General features: G+C 56.7%; 13 protein-coding genes. 4 read left to right on the top strand and 9 right to left on the bottom strand.

Features of this window, described 5'->3' with window-relative positions; translation table 11 throughout:
- Positions 1–26: 26 nt before the first annotated feature.
- The 3 genes from adk to AC236I_RS18875 all read left to right on the top strand — a co-directional run bounded on the left by adk (position 27) and on the right by AC236I_RS18875 (position 3,129).
- On the top strand, positions 27–671 hold the full coding sequence (adk, locus tag AC236I_RS18885) for an adenylate kinase (RefSeq protein ID WP_004858815.1): 645 nt from the start codon (positions 27–29) through the stop codon (positions 669–671).
- 127 nt (positions 672–798) lie between these two features.
- Positions 799–1,761 (top strand): ferrochelatase, encoded by a 963-nt coding sequence (hemH, locus tag AC236I_RS18880; protein ID WP_143722753.1) that lies wholly within the window; start codon positions 799–801, stop codon positions 1,759–1,761.
- 63 nt (positions 1,762–1,824) lie between these two features.
- A complete protein-coding gene (locus AC236I_RS18875; protein ID WP_004858819.1) occupies positions 1,825–3,129 on the top strand; it encodes an inosine/guanosine kinase in 1,305 nt (434 codons plus the stop codon).
- A 95-nt stretch (positions 3,130–3,224) separates the two neighbouring features.
- Here the strand turns inward: AC236I_RS18875 and ybaL are convergent, their stop codons facing one another.
- The gene (gene ybaL / locus AC236I_RS18870) at positions 3,225–4,901 is read right to left on the bottom strand and encodes a YbaL family putative K(+) efflux transporter (RefSeq protein WP_004858820.1); all 1,677 of its coding nucleotides are present in this window, start codon (positions 4,899–4,901) and stop codon (positions 3,225–3,227) included.
- Between the two features lie 347 nt (positions 4,902–5,248).
- Positions 5,249–6,469 carry an MFS transporter gene (locus AC236I_RS18865; protein ID WP_004858822.1) on the bottom strand — a complete coding sequence of 407 codons (1,221 nt, stop codon included), beginning with the start codon at positions 6,467–6,469 and terminating at the stop codon, positions 5,249–5,251.
- 163 nt (positions 6,470–6,632) lie between these two features.
- Between AC236I_RS18865 and ushA the strand changes: the two genes are divergently transcribed.
- A complete protein-coding gene (gene ushA / locus AC236I_RS18860) occupies positions 6,633–8,285 on the top strand; it encodes a bifunctional UDP-sugar hydrolase/5'-nucleotidase UshA (RefSeq protein WP_004858825.1) in 1,653 nt (550 codons plus the stop codon).
- Between the two features lie 140 nt (positions 8,286–8,425).
- On the opposite strand, the gene ybaK is transcribed toward ushA, so the two are convergent.
- The 7 genes from ybaK to AC236I_RS18825 form a co-directional block, all read right to left on the bottom strand.
- Positions 8,426–8,905, bottom strand: a complete 480-nt coding sequence (ybaK, locus tag AC236I_RS18855; protein WP_004858826.1) for a Cys-tRNA(Pro)/Cys-tRNA(Cys) deacylase YbaK — start codon at positions 8,903–8,905, stop codon at positions 8,426–8,428.
- A 201-nt stretch (positions 8,906–9,106) separates the two neighbouring features.
- On the bottom strand, positions 9,107–9,901 hold the full coding sequence (locus AC236I_RS18850) for a TraB/GumN family protein (protein WP_004858828.1): 795 nt from the start codon (positions 9,899–9,901) through the stop codon (positions 9,107–9,109).
- Between the two features lie 51 nt (positions 9,902–9,952).
- On the bottom strand, positions 9,953–12,454 hold the full coding sequence (gene copA / locus AC236I_RS18845) for a copper-exporting P-type ATPase CopA (RefSeq protein WP_487608589.1): 2,502 nt from the start codon (positions 12,452–12,454) through the stop codon (positions 9,953–9,955).
- A 93-nt stretch (positions 12,455–12,547) separates the two neighbouring features.
- Entirely contained in the window at positions 12,548–13,261 is a 714-nt protein-coding gene (locus AC236I_RS18840) for an MgtC/SapB family protein (RefSeq protein ID WP_004858832.1), read from the bottom strand.
- Positions 13,262–13,321: 60 nt separating this feature from the next.
- Positions 13,322–14,341 carry a nucleoside hydrolase gene (locus tag AC236I_RS18835; RefSeq protein WP_032724204.1) on the bottom strand — a complete coding sequence of 340 codons (1,020 nt, stop codon included), beginning with the start codon at positions 14,339–14,341 and terminating at the stop codon, positions 13,322–13,324.
- On the bottom strand, positions 14,316–15,347 hold the full coding sequence (locus AC236I_RS18830; RefSeq protein ID WP_004858836.1) for a LacI family DNA-binding transcriptional regulator: 1,032 nt from the start codon (positions 15,345–15,347) through the stop codon (positions 14,316–14,318). The genes AC236I_RS18835 and AC236I_RS18830 overlap by 26 nt, the downstream gene beginning before the upstream one ends.
- Positions 15,348–15,453: 106 nt before the next feature.
- Positions 15,454–16,848, bottom strand: a complete 1,395-nt coding sequence (locus AC236I_RS18825; RefSeq protein ID WP_004858838.1) for an MFS transporter — start codon at positions 16,846–16,848, stop codon at positions 15,454–15,456.
- Positions 16,849–16,950 lie beyond the last annotated feature (102 nt).

The following is a 16,950-nucleotide window of genomic DNA, read 5'->3' as shown; positions in this document are numbered from 1 at the left end:
AATCGACTTTTGAGGGGATTTTCGTAATGCGTATTATTCTGCTTGGCGCTCCGGGCGCGGGTAAAGGAACTCAGGCTCAGTTCATCATGGAGAAATACGGAATTCCGCAAATCTCTACCGGTGACATGCTGCGCGCTGCGGTGAAATCTGGCTCCGAGCTGGGCAAACAGGCAAAAGACATTATGGATGCCGGCAAGCTGGTGACCGACGAACTGGTGATTGCGCTGGTTAAAGAGCGTATCACCCAGGAAGATTGCCGTAACGGTTTCCTGCTCGACGGCTTCCCGCGCACCATTCCGCAGGCTGACGCCATGAAAGAAGCGGGCATCGCCGTTGATTACGTTCTGGAATTTGATGTACCGGACGAACTGATCGTTGACCGTATCATTGGTCGTCGCGTACACGCCGCTTCCGGTCGCGTGTACCATATCAAATTCAACCCGCCGAAGGTTGAAGGCAAAGATGACGTGACCGGCGAAGAGCTGACCACCCGTAAAGATGACCAGGAAGAGACCGTACGTAAGCGTCTGGTGGAATACCATCAGATGACGGCGCCGCTGATCGGTTACTATCAGAAAGAAGCTGAAGCGGGCAACACCCGCTACGCGAAGGTTGACGGTACGAAAGCCGTTTCCGACGTCCGCGCTGAACTGGAAAAAATCCTCGGTTAATCCCGTTGGTTCTCATCCTGCCGCGGCGGGATGAGAACATCTCTCATTCTACCTTTTTCTCTGATTGGTTCCGTTTAGCGCCATTTCAGCTACAATTGGCTGCGATTCAAATGGTTAAGAGGCGGTAATGCATCAGACGAAAACAGGTATCTTGTTAGCCAACTTAGGCACTCCCGATGCGCCCACGCCCGATGCGGTGAAGCGCTATCTGCGACAATTTCTCAGCGACAAGCGGGTGGTTGATACGCCCCGTCTGCTGTGGTGGCCGCTTCTGCGCGGCGTGATACTGCCCCTGCGCGCGCCGCGGGTCGCGAAACTTTATCAGTCCGTGTGGATGGAGGAAGGCTCGCCGCTGATGGTTTACAGCCGTCGACAGCAGCAGGCTCTGGCCGCGCGTCTCCCCGATACCCCGGTTGCCTTAGGCATGAGCTACGGCTCACCTGCGCTGGAAAGCGCGGTGGATGAACTGCTGGCTCAGGATGTTGACCATATCGTGGTGTTGCCGCTGTATCCGCAATACTCCTGTTCCACCGTGGCGGCAGTATGGGATGAGCTGGCGAGAATCCTGGCTAAAAAGCGGGCCATCCCCGGGATCTCTTTTATTCGTGATTATGCCGATGATGCCAGCTATATCGATGCGCTGGCCGCCAGCGTTCGCGCATCGTTTGCCGTGCACGGCGAACCGGATGTGCTGATGCTTTCTTATCACGGCATACCGCAACGCTTTGCCCACGAAGGCGATGATTACCCGCAGCGCTGCCGCGATACCACCCGCGAACTGGTCTCTGCGCTGGGACTTTCGCCGGATCGCGCCATGATGACCTTCCAGTCGCGCTTTGGCCGCGAGCCGTGGCTGACGCCTTACACCGACGAAACATTGAAAATGTTGGGCGAGAAGGGGGTGAAGCATATTCAGGTCATCTGCCCGGGCTTTGCTGCAGATTGTCTGGAAACGCTGGAGGAGATTGCGGTGCAGAACCGGGAAGTCTTCCTCGAAGCCGGCGGGCAGAAATATGAATATATCCCGGCGCTTAATGCGGACAGGGCGCATATCGAAATGATGGTGAACCTGACGGCGCCGTATCGCTAATCGCGTGTGGCAGGGGGAATATGCTATTATTCCCCGCTTGTTCACTGCCATTAAATCGCCACTATGAAATTTCCCGGTAAACGCAAATCCAAACACTACTTTCCCGTTAATGCCCGCGATCCGCTGCTGCAGCAAACGCAGCCGGAAAATGAAGCCAACGTCGCGTGGGTGGTCGGTATCGATCAGACGCTGGTTGATATCGAAGCCAAAGTAGATGAGGCGTTTATCGTGCGCTACGGCCTCAGCGCCGGCCATTCGCTGGTCATCGAAGATGATGTCGCCGAAACGCTCTACCAGGAGCTGGTACGGAATCATTTAATTACCCACCAGTTTGCCGGCGGAACGATCGGCAATACCATGCACAATTATTCGGTGCTGGCAGATGACCGCTCGGTATTGCTGGGGGTCATGTGCAGCAATATCGAAATCGGCGGCTACGCCTATCGCTATCTGTGCAACACCTCCAGCCGGACTGACCTGAACTATCTGCAAGGAGTGGACGGAGCCATCGGTCGCTGCTTTACCCTGATTAGCGACGCGGGCGAACGAACCTTTGCCATCAGTCCGGGCCACATGAATAAGCTGCGTCCGGAAAGCATTCCGGAAGAGGTGATTGCCGGTGCCTCTGCGCTGGTGCTGACCTCGTATCTGGTGCGCTGCAAGCCCGGCGAGCCGATGCCGGATGCGACGATGAAAGCCATCGAGTATGCCAAAAAGCATGATGTGCCGGTGGTGCTGACGCTGGGAACGAAGTATGTCATTGCCGATAACCCGGAATGGTGGCAGCAGTTCCTCAAGGAGAACGTCTCTATTCTGGCGATGAATGAAGAAGAAGCCGAAGCGCTGACCGGGCTATCCGATCCGCTGCTGGCTTCGGATAAGGCGCTGGAGTGGGTGGACCTGGTACTGTGTACCGCCGGACCTGCGGGGCTGTATATGGCCAGCTTTACGGAAGACGAAGCCAAACGTAAAACTCAGCATCCGCTGCTGCCGGGGGCGATTGCCGAATTCAACCAGTATGAGTTTAGCCGCGCAATGCGTCATCAGGATTGCGTGAACCCCTTACGGATTTACTCGCATATTGCGCCGTACATGGGTGGGCCTGAGAAAATCATGAATACCAACGGTGCCGGTGACGGGGCGCTGGCGGCGCTGCTGCATGATATCACCGCCAATAACTACCACCGCAATAACGTTCCGAACTCCAGCAAACACAAGTGCAAGTGGCTGACCTACTCGTCACTGGCGCAGGTGTGCAAATATGCCAACCGCGTCAGCTATCAGGTATTGAACCAGCACTCCCCGCGTTTAACCCGCGGCCTGCCGGAGCGAGAAGATAGTCTGGAAGAGGCATACTGGGAGCGTTAAGCCCGTTTCTCCTCTTGCGCTGCGGGGGGAGAACGCAACAGTAGCAAAGGCTGGCTGAGCGCCTCTCGCTGTCCGGGAGGCGCCATGGTAGGGGATTATCCGGTAACGACTTCACCCGCCGGCGGCGTCTCCAGCAGGAGCAACATAGCGCGTGCGATTTCTCGCTCGCCCATCACCACCTGATTCGCGCCGCGTTCGGTAATGTAATCCACTTCATCGTCATAATGCGCCCGGGCGATAATCTCGATATTCGGGCATTTCTCGCGGGCGGCAGCGACGATTTCCCCAGCCTCATAGCCGTTAGGAATGGTCAGCAGCAGCCAGCGGGCGCAGTCCAGATGCGCCAGATTCATGATCTCTTCATTCGCCGCATTGCCCAGCACCGCGCGAATACCGCGCGCACGCAGCTCATCGACGCGGGTACGCGACGTCTCAATAACCACCAGTGGAATACCCTGGGCCATCAGCTTTTCGCCCAGCAGGCTGCCGACGCGGCCAAAGCCCACCAGCAGCGCGTGGTTGCAAATATCGACCGGAATCTGCTTCTCTTCTTCGAGCACTTCTTCGAAGGTCTGTTCATCCAGCGTTTCGGTTTTATCGAGGTATTTTTCCAGCACTGCGAAGAGCACCGGGTTAAGCATGATAGAGATAATCGCCCCGGCCAGTACCAGATTTTGTCCTGCCTGCGGCAGCAGATTCAGCGCCATGCCAAGCCCGGCAAGAATAAAGGCGAACTCACCGATTTGCGCGAGGCTGGCGGCGATGGTCAGCGCGGTGCGCGGCGAGTGGCCGAACATCCGCACGAGGAAAAAGGCGACCACCGACTTGCCGAAGATAATGATCGCCAGCGTAGCCAGCACCGCCAGCGGTTGCTCCAGCAGGATCATCGGATCAAACAGCATTCCCACGGAGACAAAGAACAGCACCGCGAACGCATCGCGCAGCGGCAGCGTGTCGTGCGCGGCGCGGTGGCTGAGTTCGGATTCATTCAGTACCATTCCGGCGAAAAATGCGCCAAGCGCAAAGGAGACGTCGAACAGCTCAACCGCACCGAAGGCGATCCCGAGAGCGAGGGCCAGAACCGACAGGGTAAACAGTTCGCGGGAGCCGGTTGCGGCGCTGCGGGACATAATCCACGGTACCAGACGACGACCCACCAGCATCATAATGGCGATAAAGGCGATCACTTTGCCGATGGTGATCCCCATATCGACGGCCAGCGACGCCAGGCCAACATCGCCTTTCTCCGCCATACCGGCGACGGCCGGCAGCAGAACCAGCGTCAGAACCATCACTAAATCTTCGACGATGAGCCAGCCGATGGCAATCTGCCCTCGCTGGCTATCAATAAGCTGCCGTTCCTCCAACGCGCGCAGCAGCACCACGGTACTGGCGGTAGAGAGACACAGGCCAAATACGATGCCGGTCATCAGCGACCAGCCCAACACGGCAGAAAGCGCCATACCCAGCAGCGTTGCCACGGCTATCTGGGCAATCGCGCCGGGAATGGCGATCGACTTTACCGCCATCAAATCCTTTAAGGAGAAGTGCAGCCCGACGCCAAACATCAGCAATATGACGCCCAGCTCAGCCAGCTCCGGCGCCAGTTTGGTATCGGCAACGAAGCCAGGGGTAAAGGGGCCGGATAACACGCCTGCTAATAGATAGCCCACCAGTGGCGAAATGCGCAGCTTATTGGCAATCATGCCGAAGATAAAAGCGAGTACGAGCCCACCGACAATGGTGGTGATAAGCGGTGTTGCGTGGTGCATTCCGTCTCCTTGTATGTGGTGAGCCAATCCATTTTCAGTATTAAACACGCCATCCTTCAGGCTGCTTCTGCGTTAGCTTCGCGCATTCACCGAATCATCCCTGCTCCAGGCAGTCACTCGCGCTACTTTGCGGCAACCCGGAGGAGGCTGTGTCTAAACCTAAAAAACCGAGTAATAGTTTATGACAGTTTTCGCTGTTTTGTTTATGAATAATTGTTGAATTATGCAGAAAAATGGAATTAACCCGCAAAAAGGCACAGATCGGAAAACTACGGCAGCTAATGAGCGGGAGTGCTGTCAGCATAAGGGATTACGGCGGCCAAAGTTTCACTTTAGCCGCCAGATAATCAGGGTTTTTGGCGGTTGTCAGGAAGGAATATCGTCAATATGCCGAGAAGTGGCAGGAAAGCACAGATTTTATAAACCAGCTCGATACTGGTGTGGTCCGCTAACAGCCCCAGAACGGCGGCTCCGAGGCCACCCATACCAAATGCGAAGCCGAAAAACAGACCGGAAACCATGCCGATACGCCCCGGTAACAGCTCCTGGGCGTAGACCAGGATAGCCGAAAATGCCGATGCGAGGATAAATCCAATAATCATGGTCAAAATTCCCGTCCACTCCAGCGTCGCGTAGGGTAAAACAAGGGTAAAGGGAGCCACGCCGAGGATCGAGCCCCAAATTACATATTTACGCCCAATTTTATCGCCAACTGGCCCGCCAATCACCGTTCCTGCGGCAACGGCAAACAGGAAAATAAACAGATGAACCTGCGCATTCTGGATCGATAATCCGAATTTATGCATCAAATAAAAGGTGTAATAGCTGCTGATGCTCGCCATATAGAAATATTTCGAGAAAATCAGCATCAACAGGATGCCGACCGCAAGAATAACTTTGTTTTTCGGCAGCGGACTGGCGACGACGGCCTTCGGTTTACCTTTATTCATTCGATGCTGTGCGGCATACCAGCGGCTGATTTGCGACAGCACGACGATGGCCAACAGCGCGGCCAGGACGAACCATGCGACGTTACCTTTGCCATATGGCGCGATAATTACCGCCGCCAGCAGCGGGCCCAGAGAACTGCCAAAGTTACCGCCAACCTGGAATAGCGACTGCGCCAGTCCGTGACGGCCGCCGGAGGCCATCCGCGCCACGCGCGACGATTCCGGATGGAATACCGAAGAACCGGTACCCACCAGCGCGGCGGCAAGCAGGACCGTGCCAAAGCTCCCCGCCAGCGCCAGTAAAACCAGGCCGCAGAGCGTAAAACACATGCCGATCGGCAGCGACCATGGCATCGAGTGTTTATCGGTCCAGTAGCCGACCACCGGCTGAAGCAGCGAGGAGGCCAGCTGGAAGGTCAGAGTGATCATCCCGATTTGCACGAAGGTCAGGGAGAACTCCGACTGAAGCAGCGGGTAAATCGCCAGAATCAGCGACTGGATCATATCGTTCAGTAAATGGGAAAGGCTGATTGCGCCCAGAATACCAAACGAGGTGCGTGCTTTTTGCGGCGCAGCAGCGGGGCCGGATAAGGGTTGAACGGTCTGATTCGTCGCCATAGGTTCACTTTGAGCGTGTTATTGTGGATGCAGGTGGAATTATTATCTGACTAACATACCTGCCACTAAGGTTTGAAGGAAGTCTCAATTCGGAAAACATATTTGTCTGTCGACGTAACTCGCTATACTTTCGGCACTTGTTTATTAAGTCAGGGAGAGAAATATGCATTTTTTAAAACGGGCGGTGGCGCTGGGGCTATTTACCGCGCTGTCTCTGGGAAGCTTATCCGCACAGGCATATGAGCAGGATAAAACCTATAAAATCACCATCCTGCATACCAACGATCACCACGGTCACTTCTGGCGTAATGATTACGGTGAATATGGTCTGGCGGCGCAAAAGACGTTGGTCGACGGGATCCGCAAAGAGGTCGCCGCTGAGGGCGGCAGCGTTCTGCTGTTGTCCGGCGGCGATATTAATACCGGTGTGCCGGAGTCGGATTTACAGGATGCAGAGCCAGATTTTCGCGGTATGAACCTGATTGGCTATGATGCGATGGCAGTGGGCAACCACGAGTTTGATAATCCGCTCAGCGTGCTACGCCAGCAGGAAAAGTGGTCAAAGTTTCCGTTCCTCTCCGCCAATATCTACCAAAAAAGCACCGGCGAGCGTCTGTTTAAACCCTGGGCGCTGTTTAAACGCGGGGGATTAAAAATCGCGGTCATTGGCCTGACTACCGATGACACGGCGAAGATAGGTAACCCGGAATATTTCACCGACATTGAATTCCGCAAACCGGCGGACGAGGCCAAACTGGTTATCCAGGAACTGCAGCTGAATGAAAAACCGGATGTGATTCTGGCGACCACCCATATGGGCCATTATGACAACGGAAATCATGGTTCTAACGCCCCTGGCGATGTCGAAATGGCGCGCAGCCTGCCGGCAGGATCGCTGGCGATGATCGTCGGCGGTCATTCGCAGGATCCGGTCTGTATGGCCTCGGAGAATAAAAAACAGGTCGATTATGTACCGGGCACGCCCTGTGCGCCGGACAGACAGAACGGTATCTGGATCGTTCAGGCGCACGAGTGGGGTAAATATGTCGGTCGCGCGGATTTTGAGTTCCGCAACGGCGAGATGAAGCTGGTGCATTATCAGCTGATCCCGGTCAATCTGAAGAAGAAGGTGACCTATGATAACGGTCAGAGCGAACGCGTGCTCTATACGCCGCAAATCCCGGAAAACCCGCAGATGCTGTCGCTGCTGACGCCATTCCAGAATAAAGGCAAAGCGCAGCTTCAGGTCAAAATTGGCAGCGTGAATGGGCATCTTGAAGGCGATCGCAGCAAGGTACGTTTTGTGCAGACTAATATGGGACGCCTGCTGCTGGCGGCACAAATGGCGCGTAGCAATGCCGATTTTGCCGTGATGAGCGGCGGCGGTATTCGTGACTCCATCGAAGCCGGGGATATTACCTATAAAGATGTCATGAAAGTGCAGCCGTTCGGTAACGTGCTGGTGTATGTCGATATGAGCGGTAAGGAAGTGACGGAATATCTGACCGCCGTGGCGCAGATGAAACCTGACTCCGGCGCCTATCCGCAGTTCGCCAACGTCAGCTTCGTGGCGAAAGACGGCAAGCTGAACGATCTGAAAATCAAAGGCGAACCGGTCGATCCGACGAAGACCTACCGGATGGCGACGTTGAGCTTTAACGGGACCGGCGGTGACGGCTATCCGCATATCGACACTAAGCCGGGTTATGTGAATACCGGTTTTATCGATGCCGAAGTGCTGAAAGAGTATATCCAGAAAAACTCACCGCTGGACGCGGCCGCCTATGAGCCGAAAGGCGAGGTGAGCTGGCAGTAACGCGTGAGGATGAGCCCGGTGGCGCTGCGCTGACCGGGCTACCGGTTCGCCACGATCTGGTGGATGAGTAGCCTGGTCAGGCGCGACGCGCCGCCTTCGGGATAGTTCCGGTTTACAGGTCCCTGTGCGCCGAGGCGCAATTAATCGCGGCGAGCGATATCGGCGAATTTGGCGTCGAGAATCTTCGCTAAATCGCTGGCCGCCAGTTCGATATCCAGCCCGCGCTTGCCGCCAGAAATATAAATGGCGTTAAACGCCTGGGCCGGGGCATCAATCAGCGTCGGTAGCCGTTTCTTCTGCCCGAGCGGGCTGATGCCGCCGACCAGATAGCCCGTCGTACGCTGGGCGACCATGGGATCTGCCATGTCCACCTTCTTCGCGCCCAGGGCTTTGGCCACTTTTTTCAAATCCAGCTGCCCGGCCACCGGCGTCACCGCCACGGCCAGATGTTTCATATCGCCGTTGACCGCGACCAGCAGCGTCTTATAAACCTGGTCTGCGTTCAGCCCCAGTTTGCGTACCACTTCGTCGCCGAAGTTGGTTTCATTGGGGTCGTGATCGTAGCTGTGGATCTTAAAAGCAATTTTGTTTTTTTCGAGTAACTTAACGGCGGGAGTCATACTTATCCTTCTTACCAACCGATCTCATGTGCTGTCAGCATACGCCTGTTGAATGTGTAAAAAATAGTACCATCTTGCGCAATAGTATTGGCAGTGATGGTCACTTTGAGCGACAATCGAACGATCCGGAATGCAAATTCCGGGATAATAATAATGATGAAATTCCTCTTTGACGGGCCAATAGAAATATTGGCCATTTTTTTACGTCAGCATATCGGGCAGATTCCCTTCACCATATAAATGCAGCGCACCGACGGCGACAACATAGCGCCCCGGCGGCAGCGCCAGCAGCGTCTCGCGCCACGCCTGATTGCGCTGATGCATCAATACATCGTACAGCGACTGGCTAAAGGTTGTCGGCAGCGTGGTGACGCCTTTGGCGGGCGGCTGCTCCAGCCACCAGCCGATCATCACCTGCAAAAGACGGGCGTTTGTGCGCCAGTGGGTCAACGTATCCTCCAGCAGCGCCAGCCCGCCGTCCGGCAGATTGCGCAGCAGCGCTATCTGGCTGTCGGTGCCTTCCAGCTCCATTACCCGCACGTTGCTCTCGCGCGCCGCCATCAGCAGCTGGTAGTCAATACCGTAATCCGCACGCAGACCCAGCTTCTGGGCCTGCGTCGCCTGTAACACCATGGCGACCTGCCAGAGCGGCTGACTGTCAAACAACGCCGTCGACAGCCCGAGTTCCGCGGCCCGGCTCTCCAGCTCGACGAGCTGCTGCGGGTTTAAACGCTCGGCCAGCGGCGGACAGGGGGGGAGGTCTGCAAAGGGCGTTTCGTTCCCGGTGATATCCGCCTCAACGATGAGGGCGTCGGCCTGACGAATTTTTTTCAGCAGCCTGGCGGGAGGAGGGGACATGTCGCGGGTGCCCATATGAATACTGCCGACCAGATGCAAATAGCGCTCTCCGGGAAGGGTAATATCCAGTGCGGGCCAGGAATAAGACGCGCCGACGGCGGCACGCCACAGCATTTTTATTCGGTTTAACAGGCCCATACGCGCTCCGTAGTGTGAAGCCTTCATGCTAGCGCGTATGGGTCATAACATCTAGTCTTTCGGTTTAAAGCGCAGCAGCCGGTTTGCGTTGCTGACCACGGTAATGGAAGAGAGCGCCATAGCGGCCCCGGCTACCACCGGGTTAAGCAACGTTCCGGTCAGCGGCCATAAGATCCCGGCGGCGATAGGGATCCCCAGCGAGTTGTACACAAAGGCCCCCAGCAGGTTCTGTTTCATGTTGCGCAGCGTGGCTTTTGAAATTGCCAGCGCATCCGCCACGCCGTTCAGACTATGACGCATCAGGGTGATGGCTGCCGTCTCAATGGCTACATCGCTCCCACCGCCCATCGCAATCCCGACGTCGGCCTGGGCCAGCGCCGGCGCGTCGTTGATGCCGTCACCGACCATCGCCACCTGATGCCCCTGGCTTTGCAGGCGCTTGATAGCGTCAGCTTTACCGTCCGGCAGCACGCCGGCGATCACTTCGTCGATGCCTGCTTCTTTGGCAATCGCGTTGGCGGTCGTGGGGTTATCCCCGGTCAGCATCACCAGACGATAACCCTGGCGGTGCAGGCGAGCCAGCGCCGCGACGCTATCGCTACGCAGCGGGTCGCGAATAGCGAACAGTGCCGCGACCTGGCCATCGATCGCCAGCAGCACCGGCGTTGTCCCTTGTGATGCCTGGGCGGCGATCTCGTTTTCGACGGCGGCGGTGGCAATCTTTTGCTCATTGAGCAGCGCCTGGTTACCGAGCAGCAGAGTATGGCCTTCGGCCTCGCCGCTGACGCCGAGTCCGCGCAGGGTGCGGAAGTTGTTGACTACCGGCAGCTGGCTATCGGCGGCTTTCTCGATGATCGCCCGCGCCAGCGGGTGACTGGAGCCTTGCTCCAGTGCCGCCGCAAGACGTAGCGCGGTGGACTCATCAACATCGGCAAAGGTTTTTACCGCTACAACCTGCGGTTTACCTTCGGTCAGGGTGCCCGTTTTATCAAAGACGATGGTATCGAGCTGGCTGGCGCGCTGCAGCGCATCCGCATCGCGAACCAGCACGCCATATTCCGCCGCGCGACCCACGCCGGAGATAATCGACATCGGCGTCGCCAGACCCAGCGCACAGGGACAGGCGATAATCAGCATCGTGGTGGCGATCACCAGGGTATAGACAATTTGCGGCGCCGGCCCGAAGAAGTACCAGATTGCCGCACTGAACAGGGCGATAACCACCACGGCCGGCACGAATACGGCGGAGATTTTATCCGCCAGCTGGCCGATTTCCGGTTTGCTGCTTTGCGCCTGGCGCACCATGCGGATGATACGAGCAAGCGTCGTCTGGCTGCCGACGGCGCTGGCGGTAAACAGAACGCTGCCGTCCTGGACCACGGTGCCGGCATGCAGCGTGTCGCCATCCGTTTTTTGTTGGGGAATAGGTTCGCCGGTCAGCATCGCCTCATCCAGCCAGGCTTCGCCCTGGCTTATTACGCCGTCAACCGGAACCCGGTCGCCGGTAGTCAGGCGCAGGGTCATCCCCGGCTGAACGTCGGCCAGCGGCACGCTTTTTTCCCCCTCTTCGCTGACCACTCGCGCCGAGGGCGGCGTCAGATCGAGCAGTTTTTCCAGTGCTTTTGAGGAGCGCTGACGGGCGCGGGCTTCCAGCATATGGCCGAGGTTAATTAAGCCGATAATCATTGCGCTGGCTTCATAGTAGAGATGGCGAGCCTCCATCGGGAACCACTGCGGCCACAGGTTGACGCTCATGGAATAGAGCCATGCTACGCCGGTTCCCAGCGCCACCAGCGTATCCATGGTGGCGGTACCGTTTTTCAGGCTTTTCCATGCGCTGCGATAGAAATGGCCGCCGGCGAAGACCATCACCGCGAGAGTGACAAGCCCGATAACCAGCCACAGGGAACGGTTATCATCGCTGACCATCATATTGTCACCGATCATTCCCCAGACCATGACCGGCACCCCCACCAGCAGGGCAACAATCGCCTGCCAGCGGAAGCGTTTCATGGTGGCGATAGCGGTTTCCTGCTGGCGTTCGCGGCGTTGCAGATCATCTTCGATCGCTTCGGCACCGTAGCCTGCCTTCTCCACCGCCTGAACTAATTCTGCGGCGGACGCGCTGCCCATAACCAGCGCAGTGCGTTCCGCAAGATTTACCCGTGCCTGCGTGACGCCCGGTACGCTTTGCAGCGCGTTTTGTACCCGGGAAACACAGCTGGCGCAGCTCATGCCGCTTAACAGCAGCTGTTGGCTTTCATCATCAGCCGTCGCTGCCGGAAGCTCAGAAGAGACCGCTGTCAGCGCTTCCGACGGGATTGATGACTCCGCCAGCGGTTTAGCCTTTGGGTGGCTTAACTCTGCGCCGTAACCGGCCTGCTTGATCGTTTCGATAAGCGCTTCTGCACTGGCGCTACCGGTCACGTGTGCTTCGGTGACGGTGACTTCAGCCAGATCAACGTCCGGGCGCTGTTCGAGGCTTTCTTTTACGCGTTTGACGCAGTGACCGCAGGACAAACCGTCCAGGGCCAGGTCGATGGTTTGAGACATAACACACTCCTTTATGACAGGGATGACTGACTGTGATAAAGGTTAAACCTTCCAGCAAGGGGAAGGTCAAGGTGTTTATTTGCGACGGCGTGTTTAGTGTTCCAGCGCAATCGCGCAGACATGTTCCAGAGAGGAAAGGCTGCTGTACAGTTCGGGTAGGGTCATTTTTTTTCTCACCACCATCTTGAGGTTGACCTCTATTTTTCCCTTTTTTAAATCACGAATGGTGATGGTTTCGATAATATTTTTTTGCTGCGTAATACTCGCTATTAGCGTTTCTAAGCCGGATTTTTCATCAAGAATAATGCGGATTTTTACTTTACCGGGTGACTGATTTTTAGTTTGTAAAAAAATGACGCAATAGCTGAGCTTGATCGCCAGCAGAAATAATCCGGTGGCGAGAAGAGCATGCAGATAAAAACCGGCGCCGCTGGTAATGCCTACCCCTGCGGAAGCCCATACGATTGCCGCTGTCGTCAGCCCGGAAATCGCATCGTCATGGCGGTGGAGGATCACGCCCGCACCGAGAAACCCGACGCCGCTGATGATCTGCGCCGCCAGGCGCATCGGATCGCTACGGATATTGGCGGAGATCTCAGCGTAATACTCCGCTGACTGGATCGAGACAATCGTCAGGACGCAGCTGGCTACGGAAATAATCACGCAGGTTTTAAAGCCAACCGGTTTACCTTTTGATTCTCTCTCCAGACCGATGATGCCGCCGAGAATAAAAGCCACGCCAATTTTGCATAGCGTAATGAAAACAGATTCTCCCTCGCCAGATAAGATAACCGCCAACGTATTCATTTTTCCTCCGCAAAACCCTGCCCGCGAAGCCATGGTATTCCTCTTGCCTGTGCCGGAATGCTAGGTGCGGTAACGGTGAATATAGTGTTCGAGCAGCGCCAGAAGATGGGTGTTATCGATACTTTCGAGGATGCGTACTGTCGCGCCTTGCGGCTCGGGAACCCCTACGTCCAGGCGCAGGCCGTCGCGGCCGTAGCGGCAGGTCATACCGCGAGTGATGCCTTCCAGAGAGACGTCGAGGTAATCTTCTGTCGTCGTCGCCATCGTCGGATCGAGCAACCAGGCAACGGTTACAACATCATGGATCCAGCATCCGGGCAGGTTGCGGGTCTGCATCGAGTAGGCGATCCACGGGCGAACAGTCTGGGCCAGGTAACGGCTAAGCCCGTTTTTTACCGAAGTCAGACGATCCAGATCGCGATGAAGCATTTGCGTTTTCGTGGTGACATCCATCGGCACCAGCGTGACAGGCGCGCCGCTGGTGAGTACGGCGTGTGCCGCTTCAGGATCCAAACCAAAATTGGTGTCTTTGATATAGCCAGCAACGTTGAACACCCCGCCCATGATCACGATGTTTTTAACCGTATGAACGATTTCGGGATAGAGTTGCAGCGCTATCGCCACGTTGGTGAGTGGCCCGGTGGCAATCAGCGTTATCTCGCCGGGATGGCTGCAGATCAGCTCACCGATGGCCTGCGGTGCCAAAGGCTGCGCGGCCTGACACGTTGGCGGCGCAGGGACGTCCGACCATAGCTGACGTAAGCCAGCGCGATCGACGCCACGATCGAGTTTTTCGCGCCAGGGCTGCGGGTCTTCTCTGAGGGCGCGGGCGGCGCCGCGGTAGACCGGAACGGGGATATCCAACTGTCGGACGAGGGCTTTGGCGACGGCATAGCCGGTTTCTACCGGCGTATTGCCTGCCACGGTGGTGATCATTTCCAGGGTGATTTGCGGGGCGGCAATCGCCAGCGCCAGCGCCAGGCCGTCATCGATATTGGCGCCCGGAACGCCGTTCCCCGGGTCGCAGTCGATAATCACGCGCATGGATTCATTTTCATCTTGTCTCAGGTTGTACTTCATGTCCCTGGCAGCCACACGACTCTCCCACTCGTAAATAAAACTCAAATTCAACGCGGCGAACCTTGCCGTCCCAGTTTTTCAGCATGTCGATCGCCGCCCGGGCCATTTTGTCGACGGGCTGGCGGACGGCCGTTAAGGAAGGGACGTTGTAAGCCGATTCTTGTGTAGCGTTAAAGCAGACCAGCGCCACATCCTGGGGCACACGCAGCCCGTGCTCTGCCAATGCGCGTAAGCAGCCCAGCGCCTGCTGTTCATTGGTGGCAAACAGCGCGCGCGGCGGCTTACCCTGCAGCATACGTTTTGTCGCCTCATAGCCTCCTGCCCGCGTGTAATTGGTCGAAAAAATCCAGCCAGGGGTGACCGCAAGCGACGCTTCTTCCAGCGCTAACTGCCATCCCCGAATACGATCCTGGGTGTTGAGCATTTCACGCGGACCACAGATGATGCCGATATCGCGGTAGCCGTGATCGATAAGATGTTTCGTCACCTGCCAGGCCGCCAGCTGTTCATCCACCTGAATAACGCTGACGTTTAATCCGGCATCGACGCGATCCAACATCACGCAGGGCGTGCCGCTCTCTGCAATCAACTCAATATACGGATGCCGGTCAACGCTGGTATAAATCAGGCCGTCGACCTGGCGATTGAGCATGTTGTTGATCAGTTCACGCTCTCGTCCGCTGTTATCTCCCGCATCCCCCAGCAGGAGCACCTTACCGTCAGCAAACGCTTCGCGCTGCAGGGCGTGCGCCATGGAGGCAATAAACGGGTTTGAGATATCCGGGGCCACAAGCCCGTATGTTTGCGTGCTCCCCGAGGCCAGCGCGCGGGCGATACCATTGGGTCGGTAACCGGTTTTCTTAATCGCCTGCAGCACGCGCTGTCGGGTCGCTTCAGCAACGGGGCGTGGACCGTTATTAATAACGTAACTCACGACCGCGACAGATGTTCCCGCCTCCTTGGCGACATCGGAACGTGTTACGCGCTGTGAATGTGATTGGGTCACGGGGCACCTACCTGGTTGAGTTCAGAGCATTCTCTTTTCCGCACAGCATAAGGTGTTGTCAGCCAAAAATCTTTGGTAACGCACGCGCACTCGCCGTTCTCCGTACTCAAATCGCGTCCTCAGGTAAATTGAGATCGCGCCCGCGCGTCTCCGGAGCGAAAAAGGTGGTCACCAGACCGATGGCGGCCATCAGCGAGAAATAGACGGCGATAGGCCACCAGTGCCCGTAGAACGAGAGCAGCGCTGAGGCCACCAGCGGCGCGGTACCGCCCGACATAATCGAGCCCAGCTCTTTGGCGAAGGCCATTTTGGTATAGCGGTTAGTCACGCCAAACAGCTCAACGCCCCAGGCCGCCTGGACACCGAAAATACCCAGCGAAGCGAGTCCCATGCCGGTAATAATGGTGGGGATAACAATCCACGGCTCACGGGAGTCGAGCAGCATAAAAGCCGGAAATGCGTACAGGATCAGTAACAGGCAGAACCAACGATAGATGATGCGTCGACCGAAGCGATCGGAAAGCCAGCCCGCCAGCGGAATAATGGCGAATCCCAGTATCGAGGCGATAAACACCGCCACCGTCGGGACCGATTTATCAACCATCAGAACCTTGGCGACATAGCCAATGATAAAGCCCTGGGCGAGGTAGGAAGGGCCATTTTCGCCGATGCGTAAGCCGACCATCGTCCAGAACGCACGGGTGCGTCGCCAGAAGCTACGGGTGTCGTGTTGTTTCATTACCTGGCCGCGGCGCAGCGATTTTTCACGTTCGGCCTTGAGCAGCGCTTTTTGCCGTTCAAAGACCGGCGTTTCACGGATATGGCGGCGAATGAACAGCGCCGTCGCGGCGATGAGAATGCTGCTGAGGAAAGGGATGCGCCATCCCCAACTGAGCAACGCATCTTTGTCCATTTGTAAGACGACGAGCCACACCAGAGAGGCGAGTAAAGTGCCGCTGTTGGAGCCGAGAGCGATAATGGAAGAGACCAGCCCGCGGCGCTTCACGGGGGCGTATTCTCCGAGCATCACGGTGCCGCCTGAGAGTTCTGCTCCGGCCCCCAGCCCTTGAGAGAATCGCAGAATAACCAGGCACACCGGCGCCCATACGCCAATCTGGGCGTAGCTGGGAATTAAGCCGATTAGCATGGTTGAGAATCCCATCAGGCCGATGGTGATCACCATGACAATTTTCCGCCCGTGCCGGTCGCCTATCCAGCCAAACAACAGCGCGCCGATGGGGCGCGCAATAAAACCAACGGAATAGGCGGCAAAGCTGGAGAGAAGCGCCATGACAGGGGTAGCCTGCGGAAAAAAGACATCGCCAAAGATAATGCCGGCGGCAAGCCCGTAGAGGGCAAAATCGGCATATTCCATCGTGGTGCCTAACCAGCAGGAAAACGTCGCTCGCCAGAATTCGCGGCGCCCTTCGGGGGTTTCCATGCGCTCCTGGGCAGCCTGCTGGCCGTCAGTCAGGGGAACAGAGGATGAATGCGTGTTCATAAGAACTCCTTGAAGTAAGCTGTCGACAAAAGCCGCAGGTTTTAACGCTTCATGTTCTACTCGCGTAGATATTATATTTCTTCGGTAAATTAATAGATCTAC

This window comes from Klebsiella sp. Sb-30 (genome assembly GCF_057652795.1).
The sequence above is the reverse complement of the archived record's forward strand: the minus strand, read 5'-3'. Positions and strand labels throughout refer to the sequence as shown.

What these genes read in the sequence shown, in the direction of transcription:
- adk (WP_004858815.1), top strand. Translation starts at nt 27, where the DNA reads ATGCGTATTATTCTGCTTGGCGCTCCGGGCGCGGGTAAAGGAACTCAG.
- hemH (WP_143722753.1), top strand. Translation starts at nt 799, where the DNA reads ATGCATCAGACGAAAACAGGTATCTTGTTAGCCAACTTAGGCACTCCC.
- AC236I_RS18875 (WP_004858819.1), top strand. Translation starts at nt 1,825, where the DNA reads ATGAAATTTCCCGGTAAACGCAAATCCAAACACTACTTTCCCGTTAAT.
- ybaL (WP_004858820.1), bottom strand. Translation starts at nt 4,901, where the DNA reads ATGCACCACGCAACACCGCTTATCACCACCATTGTCGGTGGGCTCGTA.
- AC236I_RS18865 (WP_004858822.1), bottom strand. Translation starts at nt 6,469, where the DNA reads ATGGCGACGAATCAGACCGTTCAACCCTTATCCGGCCCCGCTGCTGCG.
- ushA (WP_004858825.1), top strand. Translation starts at nt 6,633, where the DNA reads ATGCATTTTTTAAAACGGGCGGTGGCGCTGGGGCTATTTACCGCGCTG.
- ybaK (WP_004858826.1), bottom strand. Translation starts at nt 8,905, where the DNA reads ATGACTCCCGCCGTTAAGTTACTCGAAAAAAACAAAATTGCTTTTAAG.
- AC236I_RS18850 (WP_004858828.1), bottom strand. Translation starts at nt 9,901, where the DNA reads ATGGGCCTGTTAAACCGAATAAAAATGCTGTGGCGTGCCGCCGTCGGC.
- copA (WP_487608589.1), bottom strand. Translation starts at nt 12,454, where the DNA reads ATGTCTCAAACCATCGACCTGGCCCTGGACGGTTTGTCCTGCGGTCAC.
- AC236I_RS18840 (WP_004858832.1), bottom strand. Translation starts at nt 13,261, where the DNA reads ATGAATACGTTGGCGGTTATCTTATCTGGCGAGGGAGAATCTGTTTTC.
- AC236I_RS18835 (WP_032724204.1), bottom strand. Translation starts at nt 14,341, where the DNA reads ATGAAGTACAACCTGAGACAAGATGAAAATGAATCCATGCGCGTGATT.
- AC236I_RS18825 (WP_004858838.1), bottom strand. Translation starts at nt 16,848, where the DNA reads ATGAACACGCATTCATCCTCTGTTCCCCTGACTGACGGCCAGCAGGCT.